Source organism: Calothrix sp. NIES-2100 (genome assembly GCF_963875285.1).
GTDB lineage: Bacteria > Cyanobacteriota > Cyanobacteriia > Cyanobacteriales > Nostocaceae > Aulosira.
In genome coordinates, this window is record NZ_CAWNLA010000001.1 from 4,960,806 (window position 1) to 4,986,659 (window position 25,854).

Consider the following 25,854-nt stretch of genomic DNA (forward strand, 5'->3'; position numbering starts at 1 on the left):
TTCTGGGCAACTAATTATCTAAGTTATCACTTCACTTGGGCGATGTCGGATTTCTTAAACTTGGTGTAATTTTTTTAGCTAAATTAATTTACATTAACTTGAATGATCAAGACCTCACCCACCCAGCCTCCCTCTCCTACAAGGAGAGGGAGGAGTAAGAAAAATATGCTTTAACGCTATCTTTGTCTCCCCCTTGCTCCTGTGGGTGTCTATTTTCAAGACAGCATCATACATTTAAGGGTGGACTATTTGTCCACCCTCAAAAGTTAAAACCCAGAGCAAAATTTTAGAGTTAGACCAAACCGCCAGCAGCTTGAAACCGAGCGCGGGCGCGTTTGAAGGCTTGGGTTGCTTGGATTTGAGCTTGCCGATCGCCTGCTGTTACCTGAGCCAGCTTTGTTTGTGCTTCATTATAAGCAGTACGGGCTGCTTCTAGGTCAATAGTACTGCCACGTTCAGCACCATTTACCAAAATGGTGACTTCATCTTCTTCAACTTCAGCAAAGCCACCCAAAAGAGCGATCGCTTGCCAATCTTGATTTTTAGCAGCACGCACTCGCATCACCCCAGTATCCAGGGCGGTCAACAGCGGTGCGTGTCCAGTCAAGATACCTAGCTGACCAGTTGTGCTGGGTAGAACTACTTCTTCAGCTTCGGCATCCCACACAGTTTTATCTGGGGAAATTACACGAACGGTTAATGTCATAACTTGTCAATTGTCAGTTGTCAGTTGTCAGTTATTAGTTGTGAGCCAGCGCGGTCTTGGGGGTTTCCCCCATAAGCGACTGGCGAACCCCGAAGGGGTCAGTGGTCAGTTGTTCAAAACTACTGACCACTGACTACTAACCACTAACGAATTAGCCTTTAAGTTTTTGGCCTTTGGCGATCGCTTCGTTAATATCGCCCACCAAGTAGAAGGCTTGTTCTGGCAGATCATCCAATTCACCAGACAGAATCTTCTGGAAGCCTTTGATGGTATCTTCCAACTTCACATACTTACCAGGAGAACCGGTAAACACTTCTGCCACGAAGAATGGCTGAGATAAGAAGCGCTCAACTTTCCGGGCGCGAGCTACTGTCAGACGGTCTTCTTCAGACAATTCATCCAAACCGAGAATGGCGATGATGTCTTGCAGTTCTTTATAGCGCTGCAATGTTGCTTGTACAGCACGAGCTGTGCCGTAATGTTCATCACCAACAATTTCGGGCTGAAGCATGGTAGAAGTTGAACCTAGGGGGTCAACCGCCGGATAAATTCCCTTAGATGCCAAACCACGAGACAGTACTGTTGTTCCGTCCAAGTGGGCAAAGGTGGTTGCAGGTGCGGGGTCGGTTAAGTCGTCCGCAGGTACGTATACTGCTTGAATTGAGGTAATCGAACCTTCTGTGGTTGAAGTAATCCGCTCTTGTAATGCACCTACGTCAGTACCTAGAGTAGGCTGATATCCTACCGCAGAAGGCATCCGTCCCAAAAGCGCAGATACTTCAGAACCTGCTTGTACAAACCGGAAGATGTTGTCAACAAACAGCAATACGTCTTGCTTGTTCACATCGCGGAAGTACTCTGCTACTGTCAAGCCAGACAAACCTACCCGCATTCTTGCTCCAGGTGGTTCGTTCATTTGACCGTAAACCAGAGCAATCTTCGATTCGTTGAGGTTATCTTTGTTGATTACCCCAGATTCAATCATTTCATTGTAGAGGTCATTACCTTCGCGGGTGCGCTCACCCACACCAGCAAAAACTGATACTCCACCGTGCTGAGTAGCGATGTTGTTGATCAACTCCATCATGATCACAGTCTTACCAACACCTGCACCGCCGAATAGACCGATCTTACCGCCACGTCGATAAGGAGTTAGCAAATCTACAACTTTAATTCCGGTTTCAAACACAGAAGGTTTGGTTTCCAGATCGGTGAATTTGGGAGCATCGCGGTGGATAGGCAATGTTGCCTCAGCATTTACAGGCCCCTGATTATCTACAGGTTCGCCCAGGACGTTGAAAATTCGACCCAAGGTGGCTTTACCAACTGGTACGCTAATGGGAGCGCCAGTATCTACCACTTCCAAACCACGCACTAAGCCATCGGTGGAACTCATAGCAACAGCCCGTACTTGGTTGTCGCCGAGCAGTTGCTGTACTTCGACAGTCAGGTTGATTGTCTGTCCAGCTTCGTTGGAGCCTTTGATGGTCAAAGCGTTGTAGATTTGTGGTAATTTCCCGCCGGGAAATTTAACGTCTACAACAGGACCGATGATTTGGGTAATGTAACCGATGTTTGTTTTTTCTGCGGTGGTGACCATGCTGAGCCTAATGATTGAAGCTATATTTCAGATAGGGTCGTAGACGACATAAGATGAAGTAATGTCACTTTTCAGATTAACACTGAACGACCCCATTATCCGCCATAAATTGTTTATTAAGACTGGCGACAAGAGCGATCGCCTCGTCACCTGGGATCACATCCCCGACTTATTGGAAGGATACTGCCGGCCAATGGTGGGTTTGACCCCTCAATAATCAGCCAAATAATTTTCTCGCTTCCCCGATATATCGCCCGCAGGCTAGAAGCCTGGGGCTAACGCTACAAAGCCCACCTCCGTGGGCTAAAGAATTCAGCCCACGAAGGTGGGCTTTGTTTGATTAGCCGCACCCTTCCAGGGTGACGGCGGTCTACTGGGTAAGCGAGAGGTATCGCAATCACTTAGGCTGTCGATGCTCTCAGCGGTATTACCCAAAAACAGAAATTCCACGCATAATGTAATAACGCTACGATACCGCGCACAAAATAGCCCTAACCCGCACCTACTCCACCTATGCTACTTTGGACACCCAATCAATCACTGCAAAACGGACGCTTTATTGTGCAAAAAGTCCTTGGTGGCGGTGGTTACGGTATAACCTACAGTGCCATTGAACAATCCACAGGTAAATTATTTGTCATCAAAACCCTGAATCATCTGCAACAAGCAAAAGCAGACTTTGACGAACAACAGGTAAAATTTGTCAACGAAGCTTTACGTTTAGCCCAGTGTAGTCATCCCCATATTGTGAAAGTCAACGAAGTCATCAAAGAAGGTGAACTTTGGGGAATGGTGATGGAATATATTGATGGGCAAGATTTAGCTAAATATATTGATGACCGTGGACAGTTATCAGAAGCAGAAGCCCTACGCTACATTAACCAAATGGGACAAGCTTTAGAATATGTCCACACCAAGGGATTTTTACATCGAGATATCAAGCCCAATAATATTTTATTGCGACGCGATACACAAGAAGCCGTATTAATTGACTTTGGGTTAACCCGTGAGTTTAAAGGCGGGAAAACCGGTAGTATGACGAATGCAAGAACTGAAGGTTATGCACCCATTGAACAGTATGAAAGACGGGGAGCTTTTGGTGCTTACACAGATGTTTATGCTTTAGCTGCGACGCTATATAGTTTGCTCACTGCAGAAGTTCCTTTACCAGCTAATTTTCGCAAAACTGGTTTACCTTTGCACCCGCCACAGCAATTTAATTCAGCGATTAGCGACAAAGTTAATGAAGCGATTCTCAAGGGGATGGCGTTGCAGGTGGAAGAACGTCCTCAGACAGTGGCACAATGGTTAGAATTGCTCATACACAGGAAAAATAATTATCCTATTGTCCAATCGTCAGTTTCAAACATCGCCAATCCCAAATTAGAAATTGACATCCTCAAATCTGCTGTAGGGATGGACTATACAAGACTGCGTGACTTACTAGCAGCAGGAGAGTGGCGAGAAGCGGATGAAGAAACAGTGCGAGTCATGTTAGCTGTAGCGGGGAGAGAAAAAGAACACTGGCTTGATGTTGAACATATTTATAACTTTCCCTGCGAAGACCTCCGCAGAATAGACCAATTATGGGTAAAATACAGCAATGGACGCTTCGGCTTTTCTGTACAAAAGCGCATTTATCAAAGTCTAGGTGGAACCATAGAATATAACCACGAAATTTTGGATGCCTTCTGTGATGCAGTTGGCTGGAGAAAGGGGTACGGTTTTTGGATGGACTACAACGACCTTACTTTTGACCTAACAGCACCAGTAGCCCAACTCCCTTGTTTTGGAGGGAGGGGGGTAGTGGGGGGAGCTTTGAGCTTAGCTTTTAACTTTGGGCGTTTGAACTCGGCGCGTTTGTATCAACTTATCTCGCGTCGAGACTTGTAAAGTCTAACATAGAGTGCGATTCGTTGGCTAGAAACCAGTCTCAATAAGGATTTGGAGGATTAGCCGCTAGGTAAAAAAAAAAGAAGAAAGAAAATTTCTGAATGATTCCCCCATCGACTCCAACAGGCTTATAGAGAATTTTTAAGATTTATAAACCCATCATTTCCCACGAAGCCTTGCGGGTTGTAGCTTTCCGATACCTGGCACTGGGCATTCTCCCCATAAGGTGTAGAATTTTGTAGTACGCCAAATCTCTTACTTACACATAGGATGTTCGATGAAATTCTCCAAAGAATGCGAGAGAAAGTTACATCACTTGAGTATGTAATGACACTCCATGCAGAAGAAGAAATGAACGATGACAATTTAACAATTTACGATATCGAACAAGCAATTCTTTCAGGCGAAATACTAGAACGTCAAAAAGATAAAGTAACTGCCGAATCAAAATATCGTATTCGCGGTACAAATGAAGATAGCTTAGAAGTGGAAGTTGTTGCCAAGCTAGGGGTGACGGGAAAGTTAGTTATCATTACAGTATATCAACTATAAGACGAGAAAATATTATATGAAATGTGACTTTTGTGGCAACGAAGGAGTAAATATTCGTAAGGTATCTAGGACTTATGGTAAAGGTAAGGATTTACTAGTAATTGAAAATATTCCTGTTATCAGTTGTCCTGAATGTGGAGAGAGTTACCTCACAGCAGAAACTTTGCATGAAATTGAAAGAATTAAAAGTAATAGAAAAAGTTTGGCGGTTGCACGTTTTGTAGAAGTGGCTAATTTTGGTGAAGACAATCCACCTTTAGCTGTGTAAAATGTATGGTCTTGTTGATTGTGTCTGACTCAAAAGCGATCGCACTTACAAAAAATAAATTACCCATATTCCGTAGTGCGAGCATCTTGCTCGCTTTTTAACACCAGCGAGCGAGACGCTCGCACTACAAATTTATTGGGTATTTAAAAAATTGGATGTCCCAAATACGGTATTGATGCCGATCAAAACGATGTTGACGACGATCAAAACGACTTTGATGACGATCAAAACGACTTTGACGACGATCAAAACGACTTTGATGACGATCAAAACGACTTTGATGACGATCAAAACGACTTTGATGACGATCAAAACGACTTTGATGACGATCAAAACGACTTTGATGACGATCAAAACGACTTTGATGACGATCAAAACGACTTTGACGACGATAAATACGATGTTGAAGAAATTAAAAATTCAAGGTGCGTTGCACTTCGCGACAACACACCCTACATCATATATTTAGAATTTTGTGTTGGGTTGAGAAACGAAACCCAAGGGAAAATACAATATACTTGTATAAATATTCCACAATACAATATAAATGCCTGCTAAAGTTACCCTCACTATTACTAAAGGCAAACTTCCCGGAAGACAATATACTTTTGATTCCCGCACTATCTGTATTATCGGTAGAAGCAGTGAATGCAATATCCAACTACCAGATGATGCGCAACATCGGACAATCTCGCGCTATCATTGTTTGTTAGATATTAACCCGCCAGCAATTAGAATTCGGGATTTTGGCAGTAAAAATGGTACTTACGTTAACAGTGAAAAAATCGGTCAGCGTCAACCCAATCAAACGCCGGAAGAAGCGGCGAAATTAACATTTCCCGAATATGATTTGCGCTCAGGCGATGACATTAAACTCGGTAATACTATTTTTACAATTAATATTGAGAATCCCGAAGAAATTATTATTCCTAACTTTATTCCGCAGACGATTAACGCTAATCAAGATTTAACCCAACCCCCAAATTTTTTAGCAGTAATTAAACGCTGGCTAGGTTTGGCGGCGAATGGTAATAGTAATTTGCAAATGATTCGCGGTTATAATCTCATCAAAATATTAGGAAAGGGTGGTTTTGGTGAAGTTTATTTAGCACGGCATCAGGCTTCTGGTAAATTTATTGCTTTGAAAGTCATGTTACCCGCGATCGCGGCCGATGAAAATGCTGTACAACGGTTTTTGCGGGAAACCGAGAATACAAAAGCCTTACAACATCCCAATGTGGTGCAAGTCATCGATTATGGCTTTTTTGAAGGCATTTTCTTTTTTACAATGGAATATTGCGCTGGCGGTACAGTATGGGATTTAATGCAGCAGCAAGGTGGAAAATTAGCTGTTGATGTTGCTGTGCCAATTATTCTGCAAGTCCTCAAGGGGTTAGAATATAGCCACAATGCAGAGATTCCTTATGTGAAATTGAGCGATCGCGGTTTTGGTAAAGGTAAGGGTTTAGTTCACCGCGATTTGAAACCAGGTAATATCTTTCTCACCTACAATGAGGGTAAATTGACAGCAAAAATCGGGGATTACGGTTTAGCGAAAGCGTTTGATTTAGCAGGTTTAAGTGGGCAAACTATGAGTGGAACTAAAGCCGGAACTCCTGTTTTTATGCCGAGACAGCAATTGCTAAATTTTAAATATGTGCAACCAGATGTAGATGTGTGGGCAACTGCGGCTTGCTTGTACAATATGCTAACAGGAACTTATCCACGTAATTTTGCAGGAAATGACCCATTTTTAGCGGTATTGCAAAATGATCCTGTACCCATTCGCCAACGTGACGCAAGTATTCCCCCCAAGTTAGCAGAGGTGATTGATTTAGGGTTGATAGAGAAGCCGGAAATTTATTTTCAGAGTGCAGGAGATTTTCAGCAAGCGTTGTTAGCTGCATATTAGGTATCTTGATTACTCCAATACTGCTAACACGGATTTGGGTAATAACTTATCTTTAAACCAAATAATGCGCGCAGGTACATCATTTAATTTCACGCCAGCTTTTTCTAAATTTAATCTCTCAGAAATTGCTAAAATTAAATCATCGCGTCCAGCACGTCGCACTTGAGAAAACTTTTTTTGTAAATATTCTGGTCGCCAATAACCGACAATTTCTAAGAGGAATGTCCGCCCATCAGGATGTACTAAGCGAAAATCGGGAATCATCACACTACCAGGAATGGGAATTAAATCAACTTCTCGCTCTAATGCCCATTCAGATTTTAAAGCATCCCATTTATCAGCGAAGGATGCTTCTAGCATACTATCGTAGGGTTTACCTGGGGAGTAATGAGATACTAAACCACATTCGGAATTGAGAGTAAAACGTCCAGTTCTCCAAGTATTGGTGTAGGTGTCGCGGGTTTGCAAAGTGGAGGATAGACTCCAGCGAGTAACGTGGAGTAAAGCGGGGATAAGTTTGGCGATCGCTAATCCGTAGCGCGTACTAGGATTAAATAAGCTCGTCGGCCCATCAATGGTAATTGTAAATCCGTGGTCGGCATCACCTTCAATATAAGCCATCAATTGAAATAACTTGAGATAGCGAAATAACAGTTTATATTCTCCAGGAACGTTGCGATGAGCATTTAATATTAATTGACTGGCTTTATAAAATACTCCCTGCACTTGCGATAAATTATATCGATGTAATAAATCTTGGGGTGTGGGTGCATCAAAAACCGTCAAAATTTTATTTTCATTTAAATCAGCATATAAGCCATTCTGAACCTGTTCCGGTAAAACTTCCCGTTCCAGTTCATGAGTTAATTCATCAGCTATTTTACTCAAAGTAAGTTGGGTTGCTTCTCGGCTAGGAACAGATTTAGCAGATAGCGCAAATACTCTTTCTCTTAACATTGGTGGTTCTAGGGGACTCACCACCTCAAAAGTGCAAAAACTGCTTTTGAGAATATAAGCTAAACCCCGCTTGACGCGATAATCTGTGGTGTCTCCTTCAAAATCTGTCAGTTGGCGTTCTAGCATACCTTGAGTTTTACCAACTGCTGCTTGAAAATAAGTAATTAATTCATTAGCTAAATTTAAATGTTGAGTGTCTATCTTCAATCTTTTGGGGATGATTTCTTCGCCGTTGTGGCGATGCATTAATAATTCTGTGGGTAGCATAGAATTTATATCTCACGCAAAGGCGCAAAGGCGCAAAGAAGAACGCAGAATTTGACTTGCTAACTATGTTAAATCAGTCGAGTCTTCGTCGCGCTTTGTGGAATAATTGATTTCTAACTGTTCCGCAGCTTTAGCAGTTTTTTTATTTCCAGTTCCATACACAACTTGCAAATGTCCTCTCTTTTCTTTCTTCTCTTCGTGTCCTTTGCGTCTTGGCGGTTCGTTACTCTTCTCCATCCCCCTCCGCCGCGCCGAAGTTCTTTCCTCACTTGTATCTTCAGCTACTACTTCATATAAAATCGCCTGCTTATTCTCAATATTACCCTTCCGCAACACTCTCCCCAAACGTTGAATATATTCTCTTGTCGAACCAGTTCCAGATAAAATAATTGCAATCGAAGCTGCTGGAACATCAACCCCCTCATTTAACACATGAGAAGCTATCAAGGTGTTATATTCACCCTCCCGAAATTTGGTTAAGATTTCATGTCTTTCTTTGACTGGTGTTTGATGGGTAATCGCCGGAATTAGCAACTCTTGGGAAATGCGGTAAACGGTAGCATTATCAGCCGTGAAAATGATCATTCTTTCAGGATGATGTTTCGCCAATAAATTCGCCAAAATTCGCAACTTCCCATCCGTACCCAAGGCGATTTCTTTGGCTTCGCGGTGTGCTAACATTGCCCTACGCCCAGATTGCGATCGCGCACTCATTTGCACAAACATTTGCCAACCTTGAATACTCCCTAGGGAAATCCGCGATTCTCGTAAAAAATCGTTGCGGGTTTGGATTAATTCGTTATATTTCTCCCGCTCATGTTGGGATAATTTCACCTTAATTTGGACTATTTCATGTTCGGCTAAGGCTTTACCGGCTAAATCTTCAGCTCGTTTGCGATATACTTCTCTACCAATGAGGATATTTAAGTCAGCGTGTTTACCATCGGTACGTTCTGGAGTCGCGGAAAGTCCTAAACGATAAGGTGCGATCGCATATTCGGCAATCACTCGATTAAAATCTGTCGGTAAATGATGACATTCATCGAAAATCAGCAATGCATAGCGATTTCCCAAGGTTTCGGCATGAATAGCTGCACTATCGTAGGTTGCAATCAGGATGGGTGTTTTATCTTTGGAACCACCCCCCAATAAACCTACCTCCGCATCGGGAAACGCCGCTACCAGATGTGCATACCATTGATGCATCAAATCCAAAGTTGGGACAACAATCAGCGTTGTGCGCGGTGTCGATTGCATTGCCATTTGTGCTAAATATGTCTTTCCCGCTGCGGTAGGAAGCACTACTACTCCTTGTCTTCCCGCTAGTTTCCACGCCGCTAAGGCTTCACTTTGGTGGGGGTATGGTTCCATTTCCAAAGTTGCAACTAAATCTAAAGCATAAAATTCCTTGGCTTCATCAATAAAATAAGCCTCTTGTGCTTGCAGTGCTTCCACCAGAGAACGATATTGCATCGCTGGTACACGGAATTTCTCCACTCTATCATCCCAGGTGGCATAGTCCATCCAGGCTTTACCCCGTGGTGGTGGATGTAGTATGAGTGTACCGCGATCGAAAGTTAATGTAGGGGTGCGAGCCATTTAGAGCTTTGTCCCAAGGGTTTCACATTTTAATACTAATAACGCAAAATGTACGCTGATAACCTTTTGATTATGAGTCATTAAAGTTGTTAACTGTTGACTGTTAACAGTCAACTATCACAATGGTATATTTTTTACGTGGAAGTCTTCCTATCATCCCTAATATCCCCAAAATGGACAATAAAAAGCGCCCCCTTTCGGAGAGCGCTTTTTATGTGATTTGACTTAATTAGTGATTAACCGTTGATAGCAGGAGCGGTTAAAGCAACAGGAGCAACATCGCCAGCAGCTAAGTCTAGGGGGAAGTTGTGAGCGTTACGCTCGTGCATTACTTCCATACCCAAGTTAGCGCGGTTGATGATGTCAGCCCATGTGTTAACTACACGACCGGTGGAATCAATCACAGACTGGTTGAAGTTGAAACCGTTCAAGTTGAACGCCATTGTGCTTACGCCCAGTGCGGTAAACCAGATACCAACTACAGGCCATGCAGCCAAGAAGAAGTGTAGTGAACGGCTGTTGTTAAAAGAAGCGTATTGGAAAATCAAGCGACCGAAGTAACCGTGTGCAGCAACGATGTTGTAGGTTTCTTCTTCTTGACCGAACTTGTAACCGTAGTTTTGAGATTCGTTCTCGGTGGTTTCACGTACCAAGGAAGAAGTAACTAGTGAACCGTGCATTGCGGAGAACAAGGAACCGCCGAATACACCAGCCACACCTAACATGTGGAAGGGGTGCATGAGGATGTTATGTTCTGCTTGGAACACAATCATGAAGTTGAAGGTTCCAGAGATACCCAAAGGCATACCATCGGAGAATGAACCTTGACCAATGGGGTATACCAAGAATACTGCGGTAGCAGCAGCTACAGGTGCAGAGAATGCTAAGCAGATCCAAGGACGCATACCTAAGCGGTAAGACAATTCCCACTCACGACCGAGGTAGCAGAATACGCCGGTTAAGAAGTGGAAAATTACCAATTGGTAAGGACCACCGTTGTACAACCACTCATCCAAGGAAGCAGCTTCCCAAATGGGGTAGAAGTGTAAACCGATAGCGTTAGAAGAAGGAACAACTGCACCAGAGATGATGTTGTTGCCGTAAAGTAAAGAACCTGCAACTGGTTCGCGGATACCATCGATGTCTACTGGCGGTGCAGCGATGAAGGCGATAACGAAGCAAGCGGTGGCGGCGAGAAGGGTAGGAATCATCAGAACTCCGAACCAACCGATGTATAAACGGTTGTTGGTGCTGGTGATCCATTCGCAGAAGCGATCCCATACGTTGGCGCTGGAGCGCTGTTGTAAGGTTGCGGTCATGTTTTTATGATTGCGTTTGGTTATGTATGTATCAGGCGTGTTTGTTTTTGCCTGTGATAGTAATTTACACTCATTTACAAAAGTTAATCAAGTTTTTTATCTTTTGTAAAGCTGATGAATAATATTAGCTTTACTTATATAAGCCTAGCCTTCAGGTTGCTTTGATGCACTTTCTAAGGCAGCTGCGACTACCCGAAAGTGTTCATCCTGCTGGAGTTTAGCGATTAACTGCTTAGCGGGGAAATCTTGAGAACCACCTAAAGCGATCGCCACTCGCCAGCGAGTCAGCCAGTTTGAATCCTCTGCCAGCTCTGTTAACAGCGCCAAAGCTTTATCTTTAAAAGAAGATGTCAATAATTGACCAAGGGCGAGAATCCCTGCTTCTTGAACAGTTTCCGTTTCATCTTCTAGTGCAGCCACTGCAACAGTAAATAAAACCTGATGATGCTGAGTTTCCATCAATAAAGCAATAACTGTTTGGCGAACTAACCAATTGTCAGATCGCGCAAACAACTGCTGAAGTAAGGGAATTGCCCGATCGCCAAATTCAAACAGAGAATTCGCCGCTTCTGATAGGACATTACCATCTTGGTTATGTGCCAAAATCTGTTGTAGAGCTTGAAATGAGGCTTCAGTACGATGGTTACCTAAACCCATCACCGCCAGACGACAAAGTGCAACGTCTTTTTCAGCCGCTAGTTTCTGGAGTATGGGGACAGCAACCTCAGCAGGCAACAAAGCCAACTCATCTAAGGCAGCTTTGCGCTGATTCAAGGCTTTGGCACGTAAGTTGAACTCAATCTGCTCGAGCCGATTTTGATTCATTGGGTAGGTAAGTTAATATTACGTTCTAGAGTATAGGGTGAGGTGCGATCGCTCTTCCAGGTGCTATACTTACATCAAAAATGTAGCGCTATTTACTTACATAATGTAGAAACTGCGTATACGGCTGGAAATGAGCAAGCGATCGCTCGCCTCTGGCTTTTTGACAACAGTCCCCACTTTTAAAATATCCTCTTAAAGCAATCGGAAATCTAATTTTTACCGAATGATATAGCACTGATATATCATCATTATTCTGAGCTTCTTGCTAAAATCTGCAGCAAAAAACCTTTTTTTCAAGAGTAAAATAATCTACTTTTAACCACAAAAATTACTTTGACAAAATTAGCAATTGAGGCTGTGTATACTATTATTAATGAATAATAAATTAGAATAAATTACGTGACAGCGATCGCAATCACATCTAGGTTAGAAAAATTACGGCATAAATAATCTAGACTCAATGCAGTGACACATTCCGCTTGTCCGCCAGTGCAAAGCTTAGCGGACAGCAGCATATGAAGCATGATAGTATCAATAAATTTTTTTAGTTCAGATTGCTATACAATAATATTAATTAAGGCTGGCTATGAGTTTTTATTACTTTAGATAGATTTGCTGAAACTTCTTATTTGTTCCCTATTTATTCAAGATAAAATACCTGATCAGCAATCACCTTGTTTAGCTAATTGTGACAAAATTCCCTTCAGTTAGCTGCATCATAGGAGAAGCCACCTTGAAAGGAATAATCCTGCGACTTTTGCCTTATGCTGTAGCAGTGTTGGCAGTTGGTAGCGCATTACTACTGACATACTTGTTACACTCACTGCTCAGTTCTACTATTTTCTTGCTGTTTTTTGCTGCTGTAGCAGTGAGTGCTTGGTATGGTGGCATGAAACCAGGGCTATTAGCTACTGCTTTGGCTACTATTTCTGTGACATACTTTTTTATCGCTCCTGTCTCTTCGCCCTTAGTCTACTCTGTAGATAACATCTTGCGCTTAATATTGTTTGTACTAGTAACAACGCTCATCAGCTGGCTGAACTCCCAGTTACGTAATGCTAAGTATCGTCTAGAGAAAAGTATGCAGCAGCTACAAGCAAGCGAAGCCAGATTTAGAAGGTTAGCAGAGTCCAACATTATTGGGGTAGTTGTAGCCGACATGAATGGGGCGATGATTGAAGCTAACGATGCCTTCTTAACAATGGTAGGTTACACCAGGGAGGATCTGTTATTTGGCAGAATCCGATGGCGTGATATGACACCCCCAGAATATCAAGAAATTAGCGATCGCGCCGTTACCGAACTGCGCCTTCAAGGTGTCAATCAACCTTTTGAGAAAGAATATTTCCACAAAAATGGTAGCCGCGTTCCCATTCTTATTGGTTCCGCCTTACTAGCTAGCGAAGTAGAAGAAGTCATTAGTTTTGTGCTGGATTTAAGCGCTATCAAACAAACAGAAAATGCTTTACGTGAAAGTCAAAGTAGATTTTATGCTTTAGCTGATGCCACTGTTGAAGGTGTTTTGATTCACGAACATGGTAAAGTGCTAGATGCAAATCCAGCCTTTGCCAAGATGTTTGGTTATGAAATTGATGAAGTGATTGGCATCTCAGTAACAGAATTCTTAACCCCCCAATCGCGCCACATTTTCCAAGAACATCTGCAATCTGGTGATGAAAAGCCTTATGAAGTCACCGGATTAAAGAAAGATAAAACAATTTTAAATTTAGAAAAAGTAGGCAAAAACTGTGTATATAAAGGTCGTAATGTCAGAGTTTCCGCATGGCGTAACATTACAGAACGGAAGCAAGCAGAAGCAGCAATCCGACAAAGAGAAGAACAACTGCGATTGATTACCAATGCTTTACCCGTGTTTATTTCCTATGTCGATAGCCAGCAACGTTATCGCTTTAATAATCGTCAATACGAAGAATGGTATGATATCAAAGCCTCTGAAGTTTATGGCAAGCAAGTAAAAGAAATTGTTGGTGAGTCAGTTTATCAAGAAATTCGTCCTTATATAGAAACAGTATTATCAGGAGAAACCGTCAACTACGAAATGCAAATTGTTTCCTCAAATGGTGCAAAACGTGATGTAAATGTGACTTATGTCCCGCAGTTCAATCAACAGTCTGAAGTAGAAGGATTTGTTGCCCTCATCAACGATATTACGGAGACAAAACAAGCCCAAATAGCGCTGAAACAGAGTGAGGAACGCTTTAGAAAACTTACAGAAAAAGTCCGCGTGATTCCGTGGGAGGTAAATGCTAATACAGGCCAGTTTACCTATGTGGGGCCGCAAACAGACGAGATTCTTGGATATCCATCAGCAGACTGGTACACCGAGAACTTTTGGCAAGAACACATCCACCCAGAGGATCGAGAATGGGCAATTGAGTATTGTATACAATCTGCCCTGACACTGGATAATTATGAATTTGAATACAGAATGTTGGCAGCAGATGGCAGAGTAGTCTGGATATATGACATTGTTAATGTTGTGCGACAACAAGAAAAACCGCAGATATTACATGGATTCTTAATTGATATTACCGATCGCAAACTCTCCGAGCAAGAACGGGAAAGAGTGCTAACCCAAGCCGAAGCCGCCAACCGCCTAAAAGATGAGTTTTTAGGTATCCTTTCCCATGAACTGCGCACCCCACTCAACGCCATCATGGGTTGGATACAGCTACTCAAGAAGCGCAAATTAAATGAAGCTACCACAACCCGTGCCTTAGAGACAATTGACCGCAATACCAAGTTATTAGCACAATTGATTGAAGATGTATTAGATGTCTCCGGAATTATTCAAGGTCAACTCTCCTTAAATCTCCAGCAAGTAGAACTTATACCCATCTTAGAAGCAGCAATTGATACTGTACAACCCGCCGCCACCGCTAAAGAAATTCACATCGAAAGCAGATTCGATCCGGCAGTAGGGGTAGTAGTCGGCGATGTCAACCGCTTGCAACAAATCTTTTGGAATTTGCTTTCCAACGCCGTCAAATTCACACCCAAAGGCGGCAGAGTCGAAGTGCAACTAGAACGCATAGATAATCACATTCAACTGCGAGTCAGTGACACGGGCGGCGGAATTGCTGCTGACTTCCTACCCCATGTATTTGAGCGCTTTCGTCAAGCCGACAGTTCCAGCACGCGATCGCATGGTGGACTAGGATTAGGACTGGCGATCGTCCGCCATCTCGTAGAATTACATGGTGGCACAGTTACTGCCCAGAGCCAAGGAATTGGACAAGGCGCGACATTTATTGTCAATTTTCCCATGAAAGCCGTTGGTTAACAGTCAATGGGCATTGGGCATTGATTATTTTTCTCCCTTGTCCCCCTTCCCCCTTCCCCTAATACCCCTTCTGCCACAACTACAATTAAAATAAAGATGACGTACATTCCCCAGTAGCTAAAGTGTCAGACTCCCTGCCATTGCGCGATCGCTACCTTGCTTTAATCGACGAAATTGTGGACACCACCCTCAAGGGCAAGATTAGCTCTGTAGAGCAGGTGTATCAAATGTTGCTCAAAGGAGTGAATCCCGGTACAGGAGAAGTGTTTGAGTTAGTTTTAAGCGATCGCTTGACTGCTATCCAAAACCAAGTGGATGGGGAAAAGGATGAAATCAAGAAAGCTAAGGCTACCCGCAGTTTAAGAGCAATTAAAACAATACAAACTCAATGGCAACGGTGGCAAGAACACAACAAAGCTACGGAAGCGATCGTCTCTGGTGTCAAAGAAATTACCACAGCCGCCGCTGATGAACGCCTAGCAACATTTCTCCGCTTTACCGACCCCAATCAAAAGTATCCCCTCAATTCTCAACAACTACAGCAGTTGTCAAAATCTTTACAGCGATTTTCTCAGGCAGAGTCAGATTTACAGCAAATATCAGAGGGTATAACCCGTGGTTTAGCAGCTTGGCAGCGATTGCAAGAGCATTTAGTTAGCTGGATGTACGAGCAAAATCAAGCACTAGGGTTTGTGGGTGTACCGAGAGAAAGCGGCCCTTGGGCAACTTGGGCTAAGCAGGTAAATAGCCAAGTACCGCACACACTGCTGCGTACCTTAGCAATGGAAGGATCGGCAATTGAATTTGCCGCGCAGCAGAGTATCACCCTAAGTGATTGGGTAGAATTGGCATTAATTCTGCAATACTTGCAAAGGGGTTTAGTCAACTGGTTTGACCAACAGGCTTATAATGTCCAAGCAGGCTCAAAATTATCGATTTCTACATACTTGACCTTTGCAGTGCTGTGGAGTCAATTAGCCAGTGGTTTTCAAAACCTTACCCCAGTTTACGGCAATGGCGCGTCGCAAATCATGCTACAAATTCTCCGCAACTTTGCCATGCGTCCCTATTTTCCCCTTTACGGTGGAATTTTCGCTTCTTTTTCCGGAAACTATTTACGGGATGCTTTAGATTATTTAGACGAACCGCTGCGCCGAGTCGAGAAAACGCAAGAAAAAGCTAGGATTTTGACACTTTTAGGCTATTCACAACGCGCTTTAGGACAATATCAACGTTCTATTGAATTTCATCAACAAGCATTAGAAATAGCCAGAAGCGCAGGCGATCGCCCCTGTGAAATTGCCAATCTCAACCACCTGAGCCGTACCTACGTCCAAGAGCAAGATTATGTAGAAGCGATAAACCACAGTCAACGAGCATTAATACTCAGTCGCCAAGTAGGCGATCGCCCAGGCGAAGCCAACGCCCTAATTAATTTAGGCTACAGCGAAGTCATGCACGCCCAAGAACTAGAACAACTAGAACCAGAAACCTATGAAATGGCAATTAACTATTTACAACAAGGCTTAAAATTAACAGAACAATTAGGCGATATTCAAAGTAAAGCCTTGTGTTTTAGTAGCTTAGGAATTGCCCATCTAGTAATTGGACAACCACAAAATGCCATTAAATATCTGGAAGAAGGCTTTAAAACAGCGCAACTTTCCGGTGACTTATATCTCCAAGGACGAAATTTAGCTTACTTAGCTGAAGCTTATTATCAACTGCAAAATTTTGAAAAAACAGTTTACACTGGTAGTTTAGGCATGTATCTTTTAGAGCAAATTGCTTCTCGTGAATGGCGACAACCAGCAGGACTACTCACAATTTTACAAGGACAAATTGGCCAAGAAGCCTTTCAAAAGTTCTTACAACAACATCGTCCTAAAATCATCGCCATTATCGGCGTAGATGGATACGATCACATTCCCCAGTTATTAGAAACATATAAACAATAAGACCGACTTAAACTCCATAAACTCTTGGCGAACTTCTCTACGAGACGCTGCGCGTTCACCTAGTGTCTCGTAGAGAAGGCGAACTTGGCGGTTCGATAAATTTAATTATCCAACCTTGAATTACCAACGCCATATAAAGACCTCTTTGATTTTTTCTCACTATTAATAAGATTAAATAAAAATACTTGCAAAGTAGTGACTTTTAGCAAATGAAGTATTAATCTGTGAATGCAAAGATGAAGAGGATGTATAAAAATCAGAGATATGACCAAAATCATCGTTACAGGGGCAGCTGGATTTATCGGTTCTCACATTGCCGAAGCGTTACTGCAACAAGATAAAGAAGTAATTGGTATTGATGAATTTAACGATTACTACGACCCTACATTAAAACGCAAAAATATTGCAATTTTAAAAGCATATTCTAACTTTACACTCGTTGAAGGCGATATTCAGTTATTAGATTGGCAGACATTACTCCAAGATGTAGAGGTAGTTTACCATCAAGCAGCACAAGCAGGAGTCAGAGCCAGTTGGGGCAGCGGCTTCCGTGCTTACACTGAACGCAACATTAACGCCACACAAATTTTACTAGAAGCAGCCAAAGATGCTAAAAACCTGCAAAGGCTAGTGTTTGCCTCGACATCCAGTGTATATGGTGATGCCGAAACCTTACCCACCCACGAAGGAATTCCACCTCGGCCTGTTTCTCCTTATGGCATTACCAAGCTAGCAGCTGAGCGTTTATGTGGTCTGTATCACAAAAACTTTGGCGTACCTTTTGTCTCCTTACGCTACTTTACAGTTTATGGACCCAGACAGCGCCCAGATATGGCATTTCATAAATTTTTCAAAGCTGTTTTGCAGGATGAAGCAATACCCATCTATGGCGATGGACAGCAAACACGAGACTTTACCTTTGTCAGCGATGCTGTCGCCGCCAACTTAGCTGCCGCCACCGCACCTGATGCGGTTGGGGAAATATTCAATATTGGTGGTGGTAGCAGAGTAGTTTTAACAGAAGTATTAGAAACAATGGCAGAGATCGTTGGCAAACCAATTAAAACCAACCATATAGAAAAAGCTATGGGAGATGCACGTCATACTGCGGCTGATGTATCTAAAGCTAGAAAAATTCTCCAATATCAGCCAGCCGTCTCTCTCAAAGAAGGCTTGACTCAGGAATGGCATTGGATCAAGTCGTTGTATAGCTAATTACAGCATGAACAACCGCCTACAGTACATGAGTGGGGGCACAACAGGTTGTGCCCCTAAAATTGCCTCAAAATCTATTTGCTTGCGAATTATGGGTAGCAACTGAATGTTCTTGTGAATCGCTTTCCTTGGTGAAATAGTAGTAACTATGGCTTTCATTTTGGGGTATCACTGCATTAATGACTTGTCCCAAAACATTCTGACCAGATTTTTCTAAAATCTCACAAGCAACAGCCGCATTCACAGAATCTACCATACCAGGACGAACTACTAATAAAACGCCATCAGCCATTTGACCTAAAGTAGCTGCATCAGCTGCAATATTTAAAGAGGGGGTGTCAATAATGACAAAATCATAGCTAGAACCAAAATTTTGAATTAACGAAGCCATCCTTTTTGAGTCTAATAAAGAAGCTGGAGAGGGTGGTACAACACCCGCAGTCAATACATCTAAATTAGCCATGACTTTTTTGACAGATGTATTAATTTCCGCCTGTCCCACAATCAGATTACTCAGTCCTTGACTATTATTTAATTCCCAAATTTTATGTTGTACTGGTAGGTGCAAATCTCCATCTACTAATAATACTTGACGCTCCAACTGCGCCATGGATAAAGCTAAATTAGCAGCTACTGTTGACTTACCTTCTCCAGGGACAGAACTGGTAATTACAATAACTTTTAATTCCTTATCAGCGCTCATAAACTTTAAGTTTGCTCTGAGCATTCGGAAAGCTTCACTAATTGGCGATCGCGGAGTATCTCTCACCACCAGGGATGTAGAATTTTCTAATAACTCTTCATGGCTGCGAAGAGATTTTTTCGACTTGCCAAATGTCGGAATTACCCCTAATATGGTCAAGCCTAATAATTCCTTGGCTTCATCGAATGTCTTAATAGTTTTATCGCGAACGTCTAAAATATACATAGTTGCAAAAGCAGCTAAACTAGCTAGTAAAGCTCCACTGAGGTAATACACTATAGCAGAAGAGACAGGCGCTTGCGGAACTAGGGCTTCTGATATCTTGCTGGCATTACCGACTGTTTGATTTTCTGCAATTCGGCTCTCTTGCAATTTTTGGAGTAACAGTGAATAAGTAGATTGGGCAGCTCGTACTTTTCCTTCTAACTGACGTTCTTGTTGTTCTAGTCTAGGAATTTTGTTGAGTCGTTGCTTGTAACTAGCTTCATAACTCAATGAAGAAGCCAATTCACTAACTAAACCTAGACGAGTGGACTCTAGTTCTACTAGCTTAGCAGCTAGTTGTTGTTTCATTTGTCCCAGTTGTAAATTGCTATTTGTTGTTACTTGTTGAGTTTCTGAAACCTGTTGGATTTGCCCTTGCAGTAACTGCTTTAAAGCTACTAACTTGTTTTCTAAACCCATCATTTCCGGATGAGTATCTTGAAAAACAGCCCGCTTATCTACAATTTGAAACTCGATTTGCTGGATTTGTTTGAGGGTTTCTTGAACTCCGACAGACTGGCTAAGGGCAGTCTGTGCTACTGCTGCTTGAGAGTTCATCCCCAATTGCTTACGGATTTCTTGGGCTTGAGAACTGATATTTGCTATTTGATTTTTTATTCCAGCAATTTTACCTTGAATTTCTGTTATCTGTTTGACTGATTCTGCTTTTTCATCTTGCAGAGAAACAACATTATTTTTTTCTCTAAACGCTGCTAAGTTAGCTTCTCCTAGTCGGACAATTTTTTCAGCGATTGGTAACTGCTTTTCGAGAAACTTCCGAGCAGTTGAAACTTCCATTTTATAGAGTGACTCATAATTTTCTAAATAGACACTCATCAGCATATTTACAACAGATGCAGCTGTTTCCGGGTTATTATCCTTATAGGAAACTGCTAGAACATCAGAACCCTTAATTTCTTGTACATTTAAGCGGCTGATAAAAATATCAACTGTCAAAGGTTGTCCTTGCTCATCTTTTAAGTTGAGTCTGCTGATAGTGTTATTAACAACCGATACAGAACGAACCACTTGTGCTTCTGTATTTAAAGGACTATTTTCGGTATTCCTTGTTAATGCTTCTAGCTTGCCAATCTCTGTTCCCACTCCCGTGAGTGAAGAAATTGTATTGGATTTCTGAAATAGTAGTTTCCCCTGTGCTTCATATAAAGGCTTTTTCAAATAAGCCGCTATAAACAAAATCATAACTATCGGTATAAACACTCCTAATCCAGGTACCCAGCGACGCTTACATATTTCCCAGAGTTTGTTTATACTAATAAAATTTATGTCAGATGTTGATGTTTCCATAAGTAAAGTTTGTTATAGATTTGGTAGTAAGTAAATTTTTGAAGTCTCTAAAAAATTGATGGTTTTTTTTAAATAAATTTCCCGACAGGCGGCAACTTTTATACCTGTCGGTATCCTTAAATTAGCAGTTTAGTCTATTTGACCTAGTTTTTGTACAATAGGCCACAATCTGTAAAAAATGTCGCGATTAACGAATCAGGATTTCTTTCACTGCTGTCATCGTATTTTCCTGATCTTCTAGAGTCATTCTTGTATAAATAGGTAAACTCACTACACATTCGTAAGTGGATAAAGCCACAGGAAAATCTTCTGGCCGAAGGTTATACGTATCGCGCCAATAAGGATGGAGATGTAGAGGAATATAGTGAACACTACAGCCAATTCCTTTCGCCGCCATCTCCTCAATAAAGGTATTGCGACTAACTTTGGCCGTATCATCTAAACGAATCACATATAAATGCCAAGAATGGGTATCACCTGCTTGAGCTTTTGGTGGCAGAATTAACGGTAAATCTCTCAAATGTTCATCATAAAAGGTGGCTATCTTTGCTCTTTGTTGCTGAAAAATCCAAGCTTTTTTCAATTGATGGATACCAAGGGAAGCTGCTAAATCAGTCATGTTATCTTTGAAACCAGGAGCAATCACTTCGTAATGCCAATTAGGTTTTGTCGAAGTGTAACGATCAAAAGCATCACGACTAATACCATGTAGCCTCATCACACGACAACGCTGGGCGATTTCTGGGTGGCGGGTTACTAACATCCCGCCTTCACCTGTGGCGATGGGTTTAGTAGCATAGAAACTATAAACAGTGACATCACTTTTTAAACTCCCGATAAGTTCACCTCGATAAGTAGTCGGAATAGCATGAGCTGCATCTTCAACTACCTTCAAGTTATATTTACCAGCTATGTCTAAAATTGGATTCATTTCGGCAGCCAGTCCACCAAAATGCACAGGCACGATCGCTTTAGTGCGTGGTGTAATTACTTCCTCAATTTTTGTCGGATCTATATTCAGTGTGTGCGGATCTATATCGACAAAAATAGGATTTGCACCCAGATAACGAATCACCTCTGCTGTAGCAGTGAAGGTATAGGTGGTGGTAATTACTTCATCCCCAGCCCCAATACCCAAAGCTTCTAGTGCTAAGTGCAATCCTGATGTCGCAGAATTCACAGCAATTGCTTCTACATCATTACCAATAAATTCTGCAAACTCTTTTTCAAACCGTTTAGTTTTCGGCCCTGTAGTTAGCCAACCAGACTTTAAAGAGTCTAAAACTTCTGTAATTTCTTCTTCGCCAATATCGGGCAAAGCAAAAGGAAGGAATTCTGTCGTCATCATTGGTGTATCAATCCTATTTGAGTTGTAAAATTAGTAGTATCAGCAAGAGAATTTAGGCAATTTTTTTCATGAATGATTTAGGATTTCTATATATTCAATTAATTTTGTGAATAATTGAACCACAGGTAGTCTCACCAATTTTATATTTGCAGTTGTATCTCAGAAGCTGTGATAAATAGAAATCTGATAAAGCTTATCTTTGAATTTCTCTTACCAACAGAAATGGCTCAGCCGCCCCTGCACCGATCGCACTACCCCAATGAATAGCACGCGTCCGCAATGCTTCTAAAGAGCGAGGATGGGGACAAGGAGCCAACTCTGTAGCATAGGCAGACATAGCGTACAATTTCTTTTCCAGATAAGGTGTAATATCTACGTACAGATTCGGGATAAATTGCTTTTCCGGATATGAACCAGCCCATTCGGTAGAAGATGGGGTTTCGTAACAAAGGATGCGCTCGACATAGGGGGTACTATAGGGACGAGCAGCGGTTAAAGTTGCTTCCTGAACAATCTGATGATCGCGATTCATGTCGCCACGGTGGTGGGTGTATATAATCTGCGGTTGGATATCTTTGACAACTTTTTCAATCCATTGTGTAATTTCCAGGATAGGCAATATATCAAGTTTTTGATCGGCTAAGCCTGCAAATAAAACCTTGTCAACACCCAGCCTGTGGGCGGCTTCGTAAGCATTTTGCCGCACAGAATTAATGGTTTCATCTTCATAGCGGGCTGTGCCTTGATCGGCAATAATTACATTAGTAACGCGATCGCCCGCAGCCACATGTCGGGCAATTGTCCCTCCCAAACCCAGAATTTCATCATCTGGGTGAGCAGCTACCACTAGAACCTGTTTTGTCATTGATTACATTCATCCTTGCTTCAAATTGGGGAGCCACTGCGTTGGACGGGTTTCCCTGCTTGTAGACGCGGAGCGGCTTCCCGCAGGGTAGCAAGTGGTGTCATTGGGCATGAAATAAGTAGCCATCATGAACTGCGTACACCAGAACACATGAAAAAACTTTCTTTCCTTGTACCCTCTGCCTTTGTTTTAACTAGCCGTATCACCCAAGGAAACCTGTTGGCGTTTAGGCGGTGCCCATGAATACATCACGATCGCAAAGGCTATTCGTGCCATCAATTTCAAATCAAACAGGAAACTTTGCTGTTCCATATAGCTTAATGCTTCATCTATCAGAATCGGCAAGTGTCGTTTGATATAGTCTTCTTGCGCAGATACACCAGGAGGGCAAGGATGATGATAGGTGATATCTGGATACCAGTTGACATCAGATATCGAGGCTAGCCCAGGAACAATTTCCAGTGTCAGGCGCTGTTCGGGAGTGTAATATTTTTCTACAATATCCCAATCCTCTGGACGTGGCCCAATAATTGACATCTGTCCACACAAGACGTTCCAAAATTGGGGTAATTCGTCTATTTTCAACTTTCGTAAAATAGCTCCCACAAAAGTGATCCGATTGTCATTTTTCTCTGTAATTCTCCGATCTAGAGAGTCAGTATTGATATACATAGAGCGGAGTTTGAGCATATAGAACGGCTTACCTCCTAACCCAGCCCGTTTAGCCTTGTAAAAAGCTGGGCCTGGAGAAGTTAACTTGACTAACAAAGCACCCGTGAGAATTAATGGGGCAAATAATATCAATACACAAGCCGCGACTGTAATATCAAATAGGCGTTTGGTCAGGTAATATAAGGGCTGATTCTTGGGAAAAATCAAGTTTTGTGGTTTGATTATTTGTATGAAATTGTTAGACATTGCTAGAACACCCTCTAAATTAAATAGTAAAATCAGTCACACCAGAGAACTGGCACTTGTTAAGTGCAATCCTTTAGATACAAGTAATTCTCGATATGCAGAGCTTGTCTGCTCTGCAATTACTGAGATATCAAAGCGTTCTACCGCCCGTTGACGAGATATTTGTCCGAAGCGTTGGCGTAGTTCTGGCTGTTCAATCAGGCGCTCAATAGCCTGAGTTAGTTGTTCCACATTACCTGGAGTTACCAAAAAACCGTTGACATCATTCTCAACTACCTCGTTACAACCTGGTGAATCAGTAGCAATCAGAGGTAGGGTCATAGATGCAGCTTCCAACAAAACACGAGGTATGCCTTCACGATAAGCCGAAGGAAAGACAAAAATGTCAGATATCGCTAAAACAACTGGTATATCTCGTCTGGAGCCTGGCCATGTCACACCTTGCTGGAGTTTGGCTAATTCGGCGGGACTGAGAAAATCTACATTCTCTTTGTCTTCATCTCCAATCAGCAAGAAACGCACCTTTGGATATTGCGCACGCAGCATCAGAGCTGCTTCCATAAACTCTAGTACACCCTTGGAACGGATGACACGGGAGATCATCGTGACGACGATTTCATCAGGTTGGATACCTAATTCATCTCTTAATTGCGATCGCTCTTGATCACAAACTCGGACTGGATCAAATAGGTTGGTAGACACACCAGAACCTAAAATAATCTTGGCCTTGTCCTTAGCCACAACCCCAGTCGCCATAAATTCGTCAGCATCATCATGATTTTGGAAGATAGTCAGATCGCAACTGTGACAAATAAATGTCTGCAACCATTGGTAAATTATCCAAGTTAGTTTAGTTTTCCAATTGTCCCTGGCGTATAGAGAACCCAACCCCGTCACTGTACCCACAATCACAGGTACACCAGCTAATCTTGCTGCTAAACGTCCCCAAATATCTGGTTTTTTATCAAAAGCATGGACTACCTGCGGTTTTAACTTCCAGAAGATAGATACTAGTTTGGTAACTGTGAAAAAATCTGAAATAGGGTTAACCCTGCGGTCGAGATGATAGACGCTGTATTCAAAACCTGCTGCTAAAAATTTATCTTGCAGTATAGGCTCTGAACCGATCGCAATGACATTGAAATCTGCTTTGAGAAAATTCATTAATTCCAAGCGAGCATCAACGTCAGGTCCACCTAGAATAGCTACTTTTGGTAATGAATTCATAAATTTATATTGGATGTTGTATAGATATCTTGAGGTTTGAGCGCAGTGATGATTCCCTCTAGCTCTAAATGCTCTTTATTAACCTTATTTAGTCCCCCTTGAAGAAGTTTTACAGCCATCACTAGTGATGACTGATTTTGATCATCCTGAGCAGCATGAATTTTCTGTTCAGCATCTACCACTAACAACCTATTTTTGATGCGTGAAAATTTTACTAATTCATCAAAGGTTGCTACAGCAAATTTAATGAATCGCTCTACTTGCTCATAGGAAATATTTGGAATTCTTTTGTGTCCTCGCCGTAAAGTTCTTTCGATTAAAACAGCTTCCTTCTCCTGAATATAAATAACCACATCTGGCAGAGGTATGAGCTTAGCAAAATTGGCTAAATCTTGAGGATTTGGTTCTACAGCAACATGGACAAAGAGATAATGGGCTATATGTAATGTGCCCTCATCCAATAAAATAACTTGTTGTTGAGAACTTTGGCGCTGGATGATTTCATAAATCCCCAGGTTCCTGAGGACATTTCTCGCTATCATTACCCTTTCTATCAGATTCACTTTAGGGGGCAATCGCATAATAATTCTAGCAGCAAATAAATACAAATGGAAGTTGCTTTGTAAATTTTTTAAACACAACATTAGTGCAATTAAATCTCCGACTAAGCGACGAATAAAATATCCTTTAATCCAATGTAGGCGAAAAATTTTTAGGACAAAATCGTCACCAATCAAAACCTCAATATCCTGGTATTGAAAATTTTTAATTATGCCGTTTATTAGAGTGGATTTGCCTGCACTGGTACAGCCCATTAATTCAATTTGCATGTTTTTTACATAAACC

At 42.0% G+C, this 25,854-nt stretch carries 21 protein-coding genes; 8 read left to right on the top strand and 13 right to left on the bottom strand.

Annotation, left to right across the window (positions count from 1 at the left end):
- Positions 1-292: 292 nt before the first annotated feature.
- Positions 293-706 (bottom strand): ATP synthase F1 subunit epsilon, encoded by a 414-nt coding sequence (gene atpC / locus AACU32_RS20455; protein WP_096602745.1) that lies wholly within the window; start codon positions 704-706, stop codon positions 293-295.
- A gap of 151 nt (positions 707-857) precedes the next feature.
- Positions 858-2,306, bottom strand: a complete 1,449-nt coding sequence (atpD, locus tag AACU32_RS20460) for a F0F1 ATP synthase subunit beta (protein ID WP_096602747.1) — start codon at positions 2,304-2,306, stop codon at positions 858-860.
- Positions 2,307-2,367: 61 nt separating this feature from the next.
- Here atpD and AACU32_RS20465 point away from each other — a divergent pair, with 61 nt between their 5' ends.
- The 5 genes from AACU32_RS20465 to AACU32_RS20485 all read left to right on the top strand — a co-directional run bounded on the left by AACU32_RS20465 (position 2,368) and on the right by AACU32_RS20485 (position 6,931).
- Positions 2,368-2,523 (top strand): hypothetical protein, encoded by a 156-nt coding sequence (locus AACU32_RS20465; protein ID WP_339378126.1) that lies wholly within the window; start codon positions 2,368-2,370, stop codon positions 2,521-2,523.
- Positions 2,524-2,819: 296 nt separating this feature from the next.
- Positions 2,820-4,199: a serine/threonine-protein kinase gene (locus AACU32_RS20470; protein ID WP_096602749.1), complete on the top strand. Its 1,380-nt coding sequence runs from the start codon at positions 2,820-2,822 to the stop codon at positions 4,197-4,199.
- A gap of 327 nt (positions 4,200-4,526) precedes the next feature.
- Positions 4,527-4,751, top strand: coding sequence for a DUF4258 domain-containing protein (locus tag AACU32_RS20475; protein WP_339378127.1), 225 nt, complete (start codon positions 4,527-4,529; stop codon positions 4,749-4,751).
- 16 nt (positions 4,752-4,767) lie between these two features.
- Positions 4,768-5,019 carry a type II toxin-antitoxin system MqsA family antitoxin gene (locus AACU32_RS20480; protein ID WP_096602751.1) on the top strand — a complete coding sequence of 84 codons (252 nt, stop codon included), beginning with the start codon at positions 4,768-4,770 and terminating at the stop codon, positions 5,017-5,019.
- Positions 5,020-5,566: 547 nt separating this feature from the next.
- Positions 5,567-6,931: a protein kinase domain-containing protein gene (locus AACU32_RS20485; RefSeq protein WP_096602755.1), complete on the top strand. Its 1,365-nt coding sequence runs from the start codon at positions 5,567-5,569 to the stop codon at positions 6,929-6,931.
- A 9-nt stretch (positions 6,932-6,940) separates the two neighbouring features.
- Here the strand turns inward: AACU32_RS20485 and AACU32_RS20490 are convergent, their stop codons facing one another.
- From AACU32_RS20490 to AACU32_RS20510, 5 genes are all read right to left on the bottom strand, one after another.
- Positions 6,941-8,155, bottom strand: a complete 1,215-nt coding sequence (locus tag AACU32_RS20490) for a DUF790 family protein (RefSeq protein ID WP_096602757.1) — start codon at positions 8,153-8,155, stop codon at positions 6,941-6,943.
- 63 nt (positions 8,156-8,218) lie between these two features.
- A complete protein-coding gene (locus AACU32_RS20495; protein WP_096602759.1) occupies positions 8,219-9,754 on the bottom strand; it encodes a DEAD/DEAH box helicase family protein in 1,536 nt (511 codons plus the stop codon).
- A gap of 236 nt (positions 9,755-9,990) precedes the next feature.
- Positions 9,991-11,073, bottom strand: coding sequence for a photosystem II q(b) protein (gene psbA, locus AACU32_RS20500; protein WP_096602761.1), 1,083 nt, complete (start codon positions 11,071-11,073; stop codon positions 9,991-9,993).
- Between the two features lie 144 nt (positions 11,074-11,217).
- Positions 11,218-11,898, bottom strand: coding sequence for a HEAT repeat domain-containing protein (locus AACU32_RS20505; RefSeq protein ID WP_096602763.1), 681 nt, complete (start codon positions 11,896-11,898; stop codon positions 11,218-11,220).
- A gap of 395 nt (positions 11,899-12,293) precedes the next feature.
- Positions 12,294-12,422 (bottom strand): hypothetical protein, encoded by a 129-nt coding sequence (locus AACU32_RS20510; RefSeq protein WP_339378128.1) that lies wholly within the window; start codon positions 12,420-12,422, stop codon positions 12,294-12,296.
- Between the two features lie 209 nt (positions 12,423-12,631).
- Between AACU32_RS20510 and AACU32_RS20515 the strand changes: the two genes are divergently transcribed.
- From AACU32_RS20515 to AACU32_RS20525, 3 genes are all read left to right on the top strand, one after another.
- Positions 12,632-15,202, top strand: coding sequence for a PAS domain-containing sensor histidine kinase (locus AACU32_RS20515; protein WP_096602765.1), 2,571 nt, complete (start codon positions 12,632-12,634; stop codon positions 15,200-15,202).
- Between the two features lie 122 nt (positions 15,203-15,324).
- Entirely contained in the window at positions 15,325-17,160 is a 1,836-nt protein-coding gene (locus tag AACU32_RS20520) for a tetratricopeptide repeat protein (protein WP_096602767.1), read from the top strand.
- 264 nt (positions 17,161-17,424) lie between these two features.
- On the top strand, positions 17,425-18,375 hold the full coding sequence (locus tag AACU32_RS20525) for an NAD-dependent epimerase/dehydratase family protein (RefSeq protein WP_096602768.1): 951 nt from the start codon (positions 17,425-17,427) through the stop codon (positions 18,373-18,375).
- A 67-nt stretch (positions 18,376-18,442) separates the two neighbouring features.
- Here AACU32_RS20525 and AACU32_RS20530 read toward each other — a convergent pair whose 3' ends face one another.
- The 6 genes from AACU32_RS20530 to AACU32_RS20555 all read right to left on the bottom strand — a co-directional run bounded on the left by AACU32_RS20530 (position 18,443) and on the right by AACU32_RS20555 (position 25,838).
- Complete coding sequence (locus AACU32_RS20530) at positions 18,443-20,650, bottom strand: GumC family protein (RefSeq protein ID WP_096602770.1); 2,208 nt, start codon at positions 20,648-20,650, stop codon at positions 18,443-18,445.
- Between the two features lie 187 nt (positions 20,651-20,837).
- Entirely contained in the window at positions 20,838-21,998 is a 1,161-nt protein-coding gene (locus AACU32_RS20535; RefSeq protein ID WP_339378129.1) for a DegT/DnrJ/EryC1/StrS family aminotransferase, read from the bottom strand.
- Positions 21,999-22,191: 193 nt separating this feature from the next.
- Complete coding sequence (locus AACU32_RS20540; protein WP_096602774.1) at positions 22,192-22,863, bottom strand: PIG-L deacetylase family protein; 672 nt, start codon at positions 22,861-22,863, stop codon at positions 22,192-22,194.
- A gap of 189 nt (positions 22,864-23,052) precedes the next feature.
- The gene (locus AACU32_RS20545; protein ID WP_096602776.1) at positions 23,053-23,781 is read right to left on the bottom strand and encodes a sugar transferase; all 729 of its coding nucleotides are present in this window, start codon (positions 23,779-23,781) and stop codon (positions 23,053-23,055) included.
- Positions 23,782-23,817: 36 nt separating this feature from the next.
- Positions 23,818-25,008, bottom strand: coding sequence for a glycosyltransferase family 4 protein (locus AACU32_RS20550; protein WP_096602778.1), 1,191 nt, complete (start codon positions 25,006-25,008; stop codon positions 23,818-23,820).
- The gene (locus tag AACU32_RS20555; protein ID WP_096602780.1) at positions 25,005-25,838 is read right to left on the bottom strand and encodes a hypothetical protein; all 834 of its coding nucleotides are present in this window, start codon (positions 25,836-25,838) and stop codon (positions 25,005-25,007) included. Before AACU32_RS20555 ends, AACU32_RS20550 begins: the two co-directional genes overlap by 4 nt.
- Between the last annotated feature and the right edge of the window lie 16 nt (positions 25,839-25,854).

Coding starts and splice junctions, on each gene's coding strand:
- atpC (WP_096602745.1), bottom strand. CDS start 706: ATGACATTAACCGTTCGTGTAATTTCCCCAGATAAAACTGTGTGGGAT.
- atpD (WP_096602747.1), bottom strand. CDS start 2,306: ATGGTCACCACCGCAGAAAAAACAAACATCGGTTACATTACCCAAATC.
- AACU32_RS20465 (WP_339378126.1), top strand. CDS start 2,368: ATGTCACTTTTCAGATTAACACTGAACGACCCCATTATCCGCCATAAA.
- AACU32_RS20470 (WP_096602749.1), top strand. CDS start 2,820: ATGCTACTTTGGACACCCAATCAATCACTGCAAAACGGACGCTTTATT.
- AACU32_RS20475 (WP_339378127.1), top strand. CDS start 4,527: ATGACACTCCATGCAGAAGAAGAAATGAACGATGACAATTTAACAATT.
- AACU32_RS20480 (WP_096602751.1), top strand. CDS start 4,768: ATGAAATGTGACTTTTGTGGCAACGAAGGAGTAAATATTCGTAAGGTA.
- AACU32_RS20485 (WP_096602755.1), top strand. CDS start 5,567: ATGCCTGCTAAAGTTACCCTCACTATTACTAAAGGCAAACTTCCCGGA.
- AACU32_RS20490 (WP_096602757.1), bottom strand. CDS start 8,155: ATGCTACCCACAGAATTATTAATGCATCGCCACAACGGCGAAGAAATC.
- AACU32_RS20495 (WP_096602759.1), bottom strand. CDS start 9,754: ATGGCTCGCACCCCTACATTAACTTTCGATCGCGGTACACTCATACTA.
- psbA (WP_096602761.1), bottom strand. CDS start 11,073: ATGACCGCAACCTTACAACAGCGCTCCAGCGCCAACGTATGGGATCGC.
- AACU32_RS20505 (WP_096602763.1), bottom strand. CDS start 11,898: ATGAATCAAAATCGGCTCGAGCAGATTGAGTTCAACTTACGTGCCAAA.
- AACU32_RS20510 (WP_339378128.1), bottom strand. CDS start 12,422: ATGCTTCATATGCTGCTGTCCGCTAAGCTTTGCACTGGCGGACAAGCG.
- AACU32_RS20525 (WP_096602768.1), top strand. CDS start 17,425: ATGACCAAAATCATCGTTACAGGGGCAGCTGGATTTATCGGTTCTCAC.
- AACU32_RS20530 (WP_096602770.1), bottom strand. CDS start 20,650: ATGGAAACATCAACATCTGACATAAATTTTATTAGTATAAACAAACTC.
- AACU32_RS20535 (WP_339378129.1), bottom strand. CDS start 21,998: ATGATGACGACAGAATTCCTTCCTTTTGCTTTGCCCGATATTGGCGAA.
- AACU32_RS20540 (WP_096602774.1), bottom strand. CDS start 22,863: ATGACAAAACAGGTTCTAGTGGTAGCTGCTCACCCAGATGATGAAATT.
- AACU32_RS20545 (WP_096602776.1), bottom strand. CDS start 23,781: ATGTCTAACAATTTCATACAAATAATCAAACCACAAAACTTGATTTTT.
- AACU32_RS20550 (WP_096602778.1), bottom strand. CDS start 25,008: ATGAATTCATTACCAAAAGTAGCTATTCTAGGTGGACCTGACGTTGAT.
- AACU32_RS20555 (WP_096602780.1), bottom strand. CDS start 25,838: ATGCAAATTGAATTAATGGGCTGTACCAGTGCAGGCAAATCCACTCTA.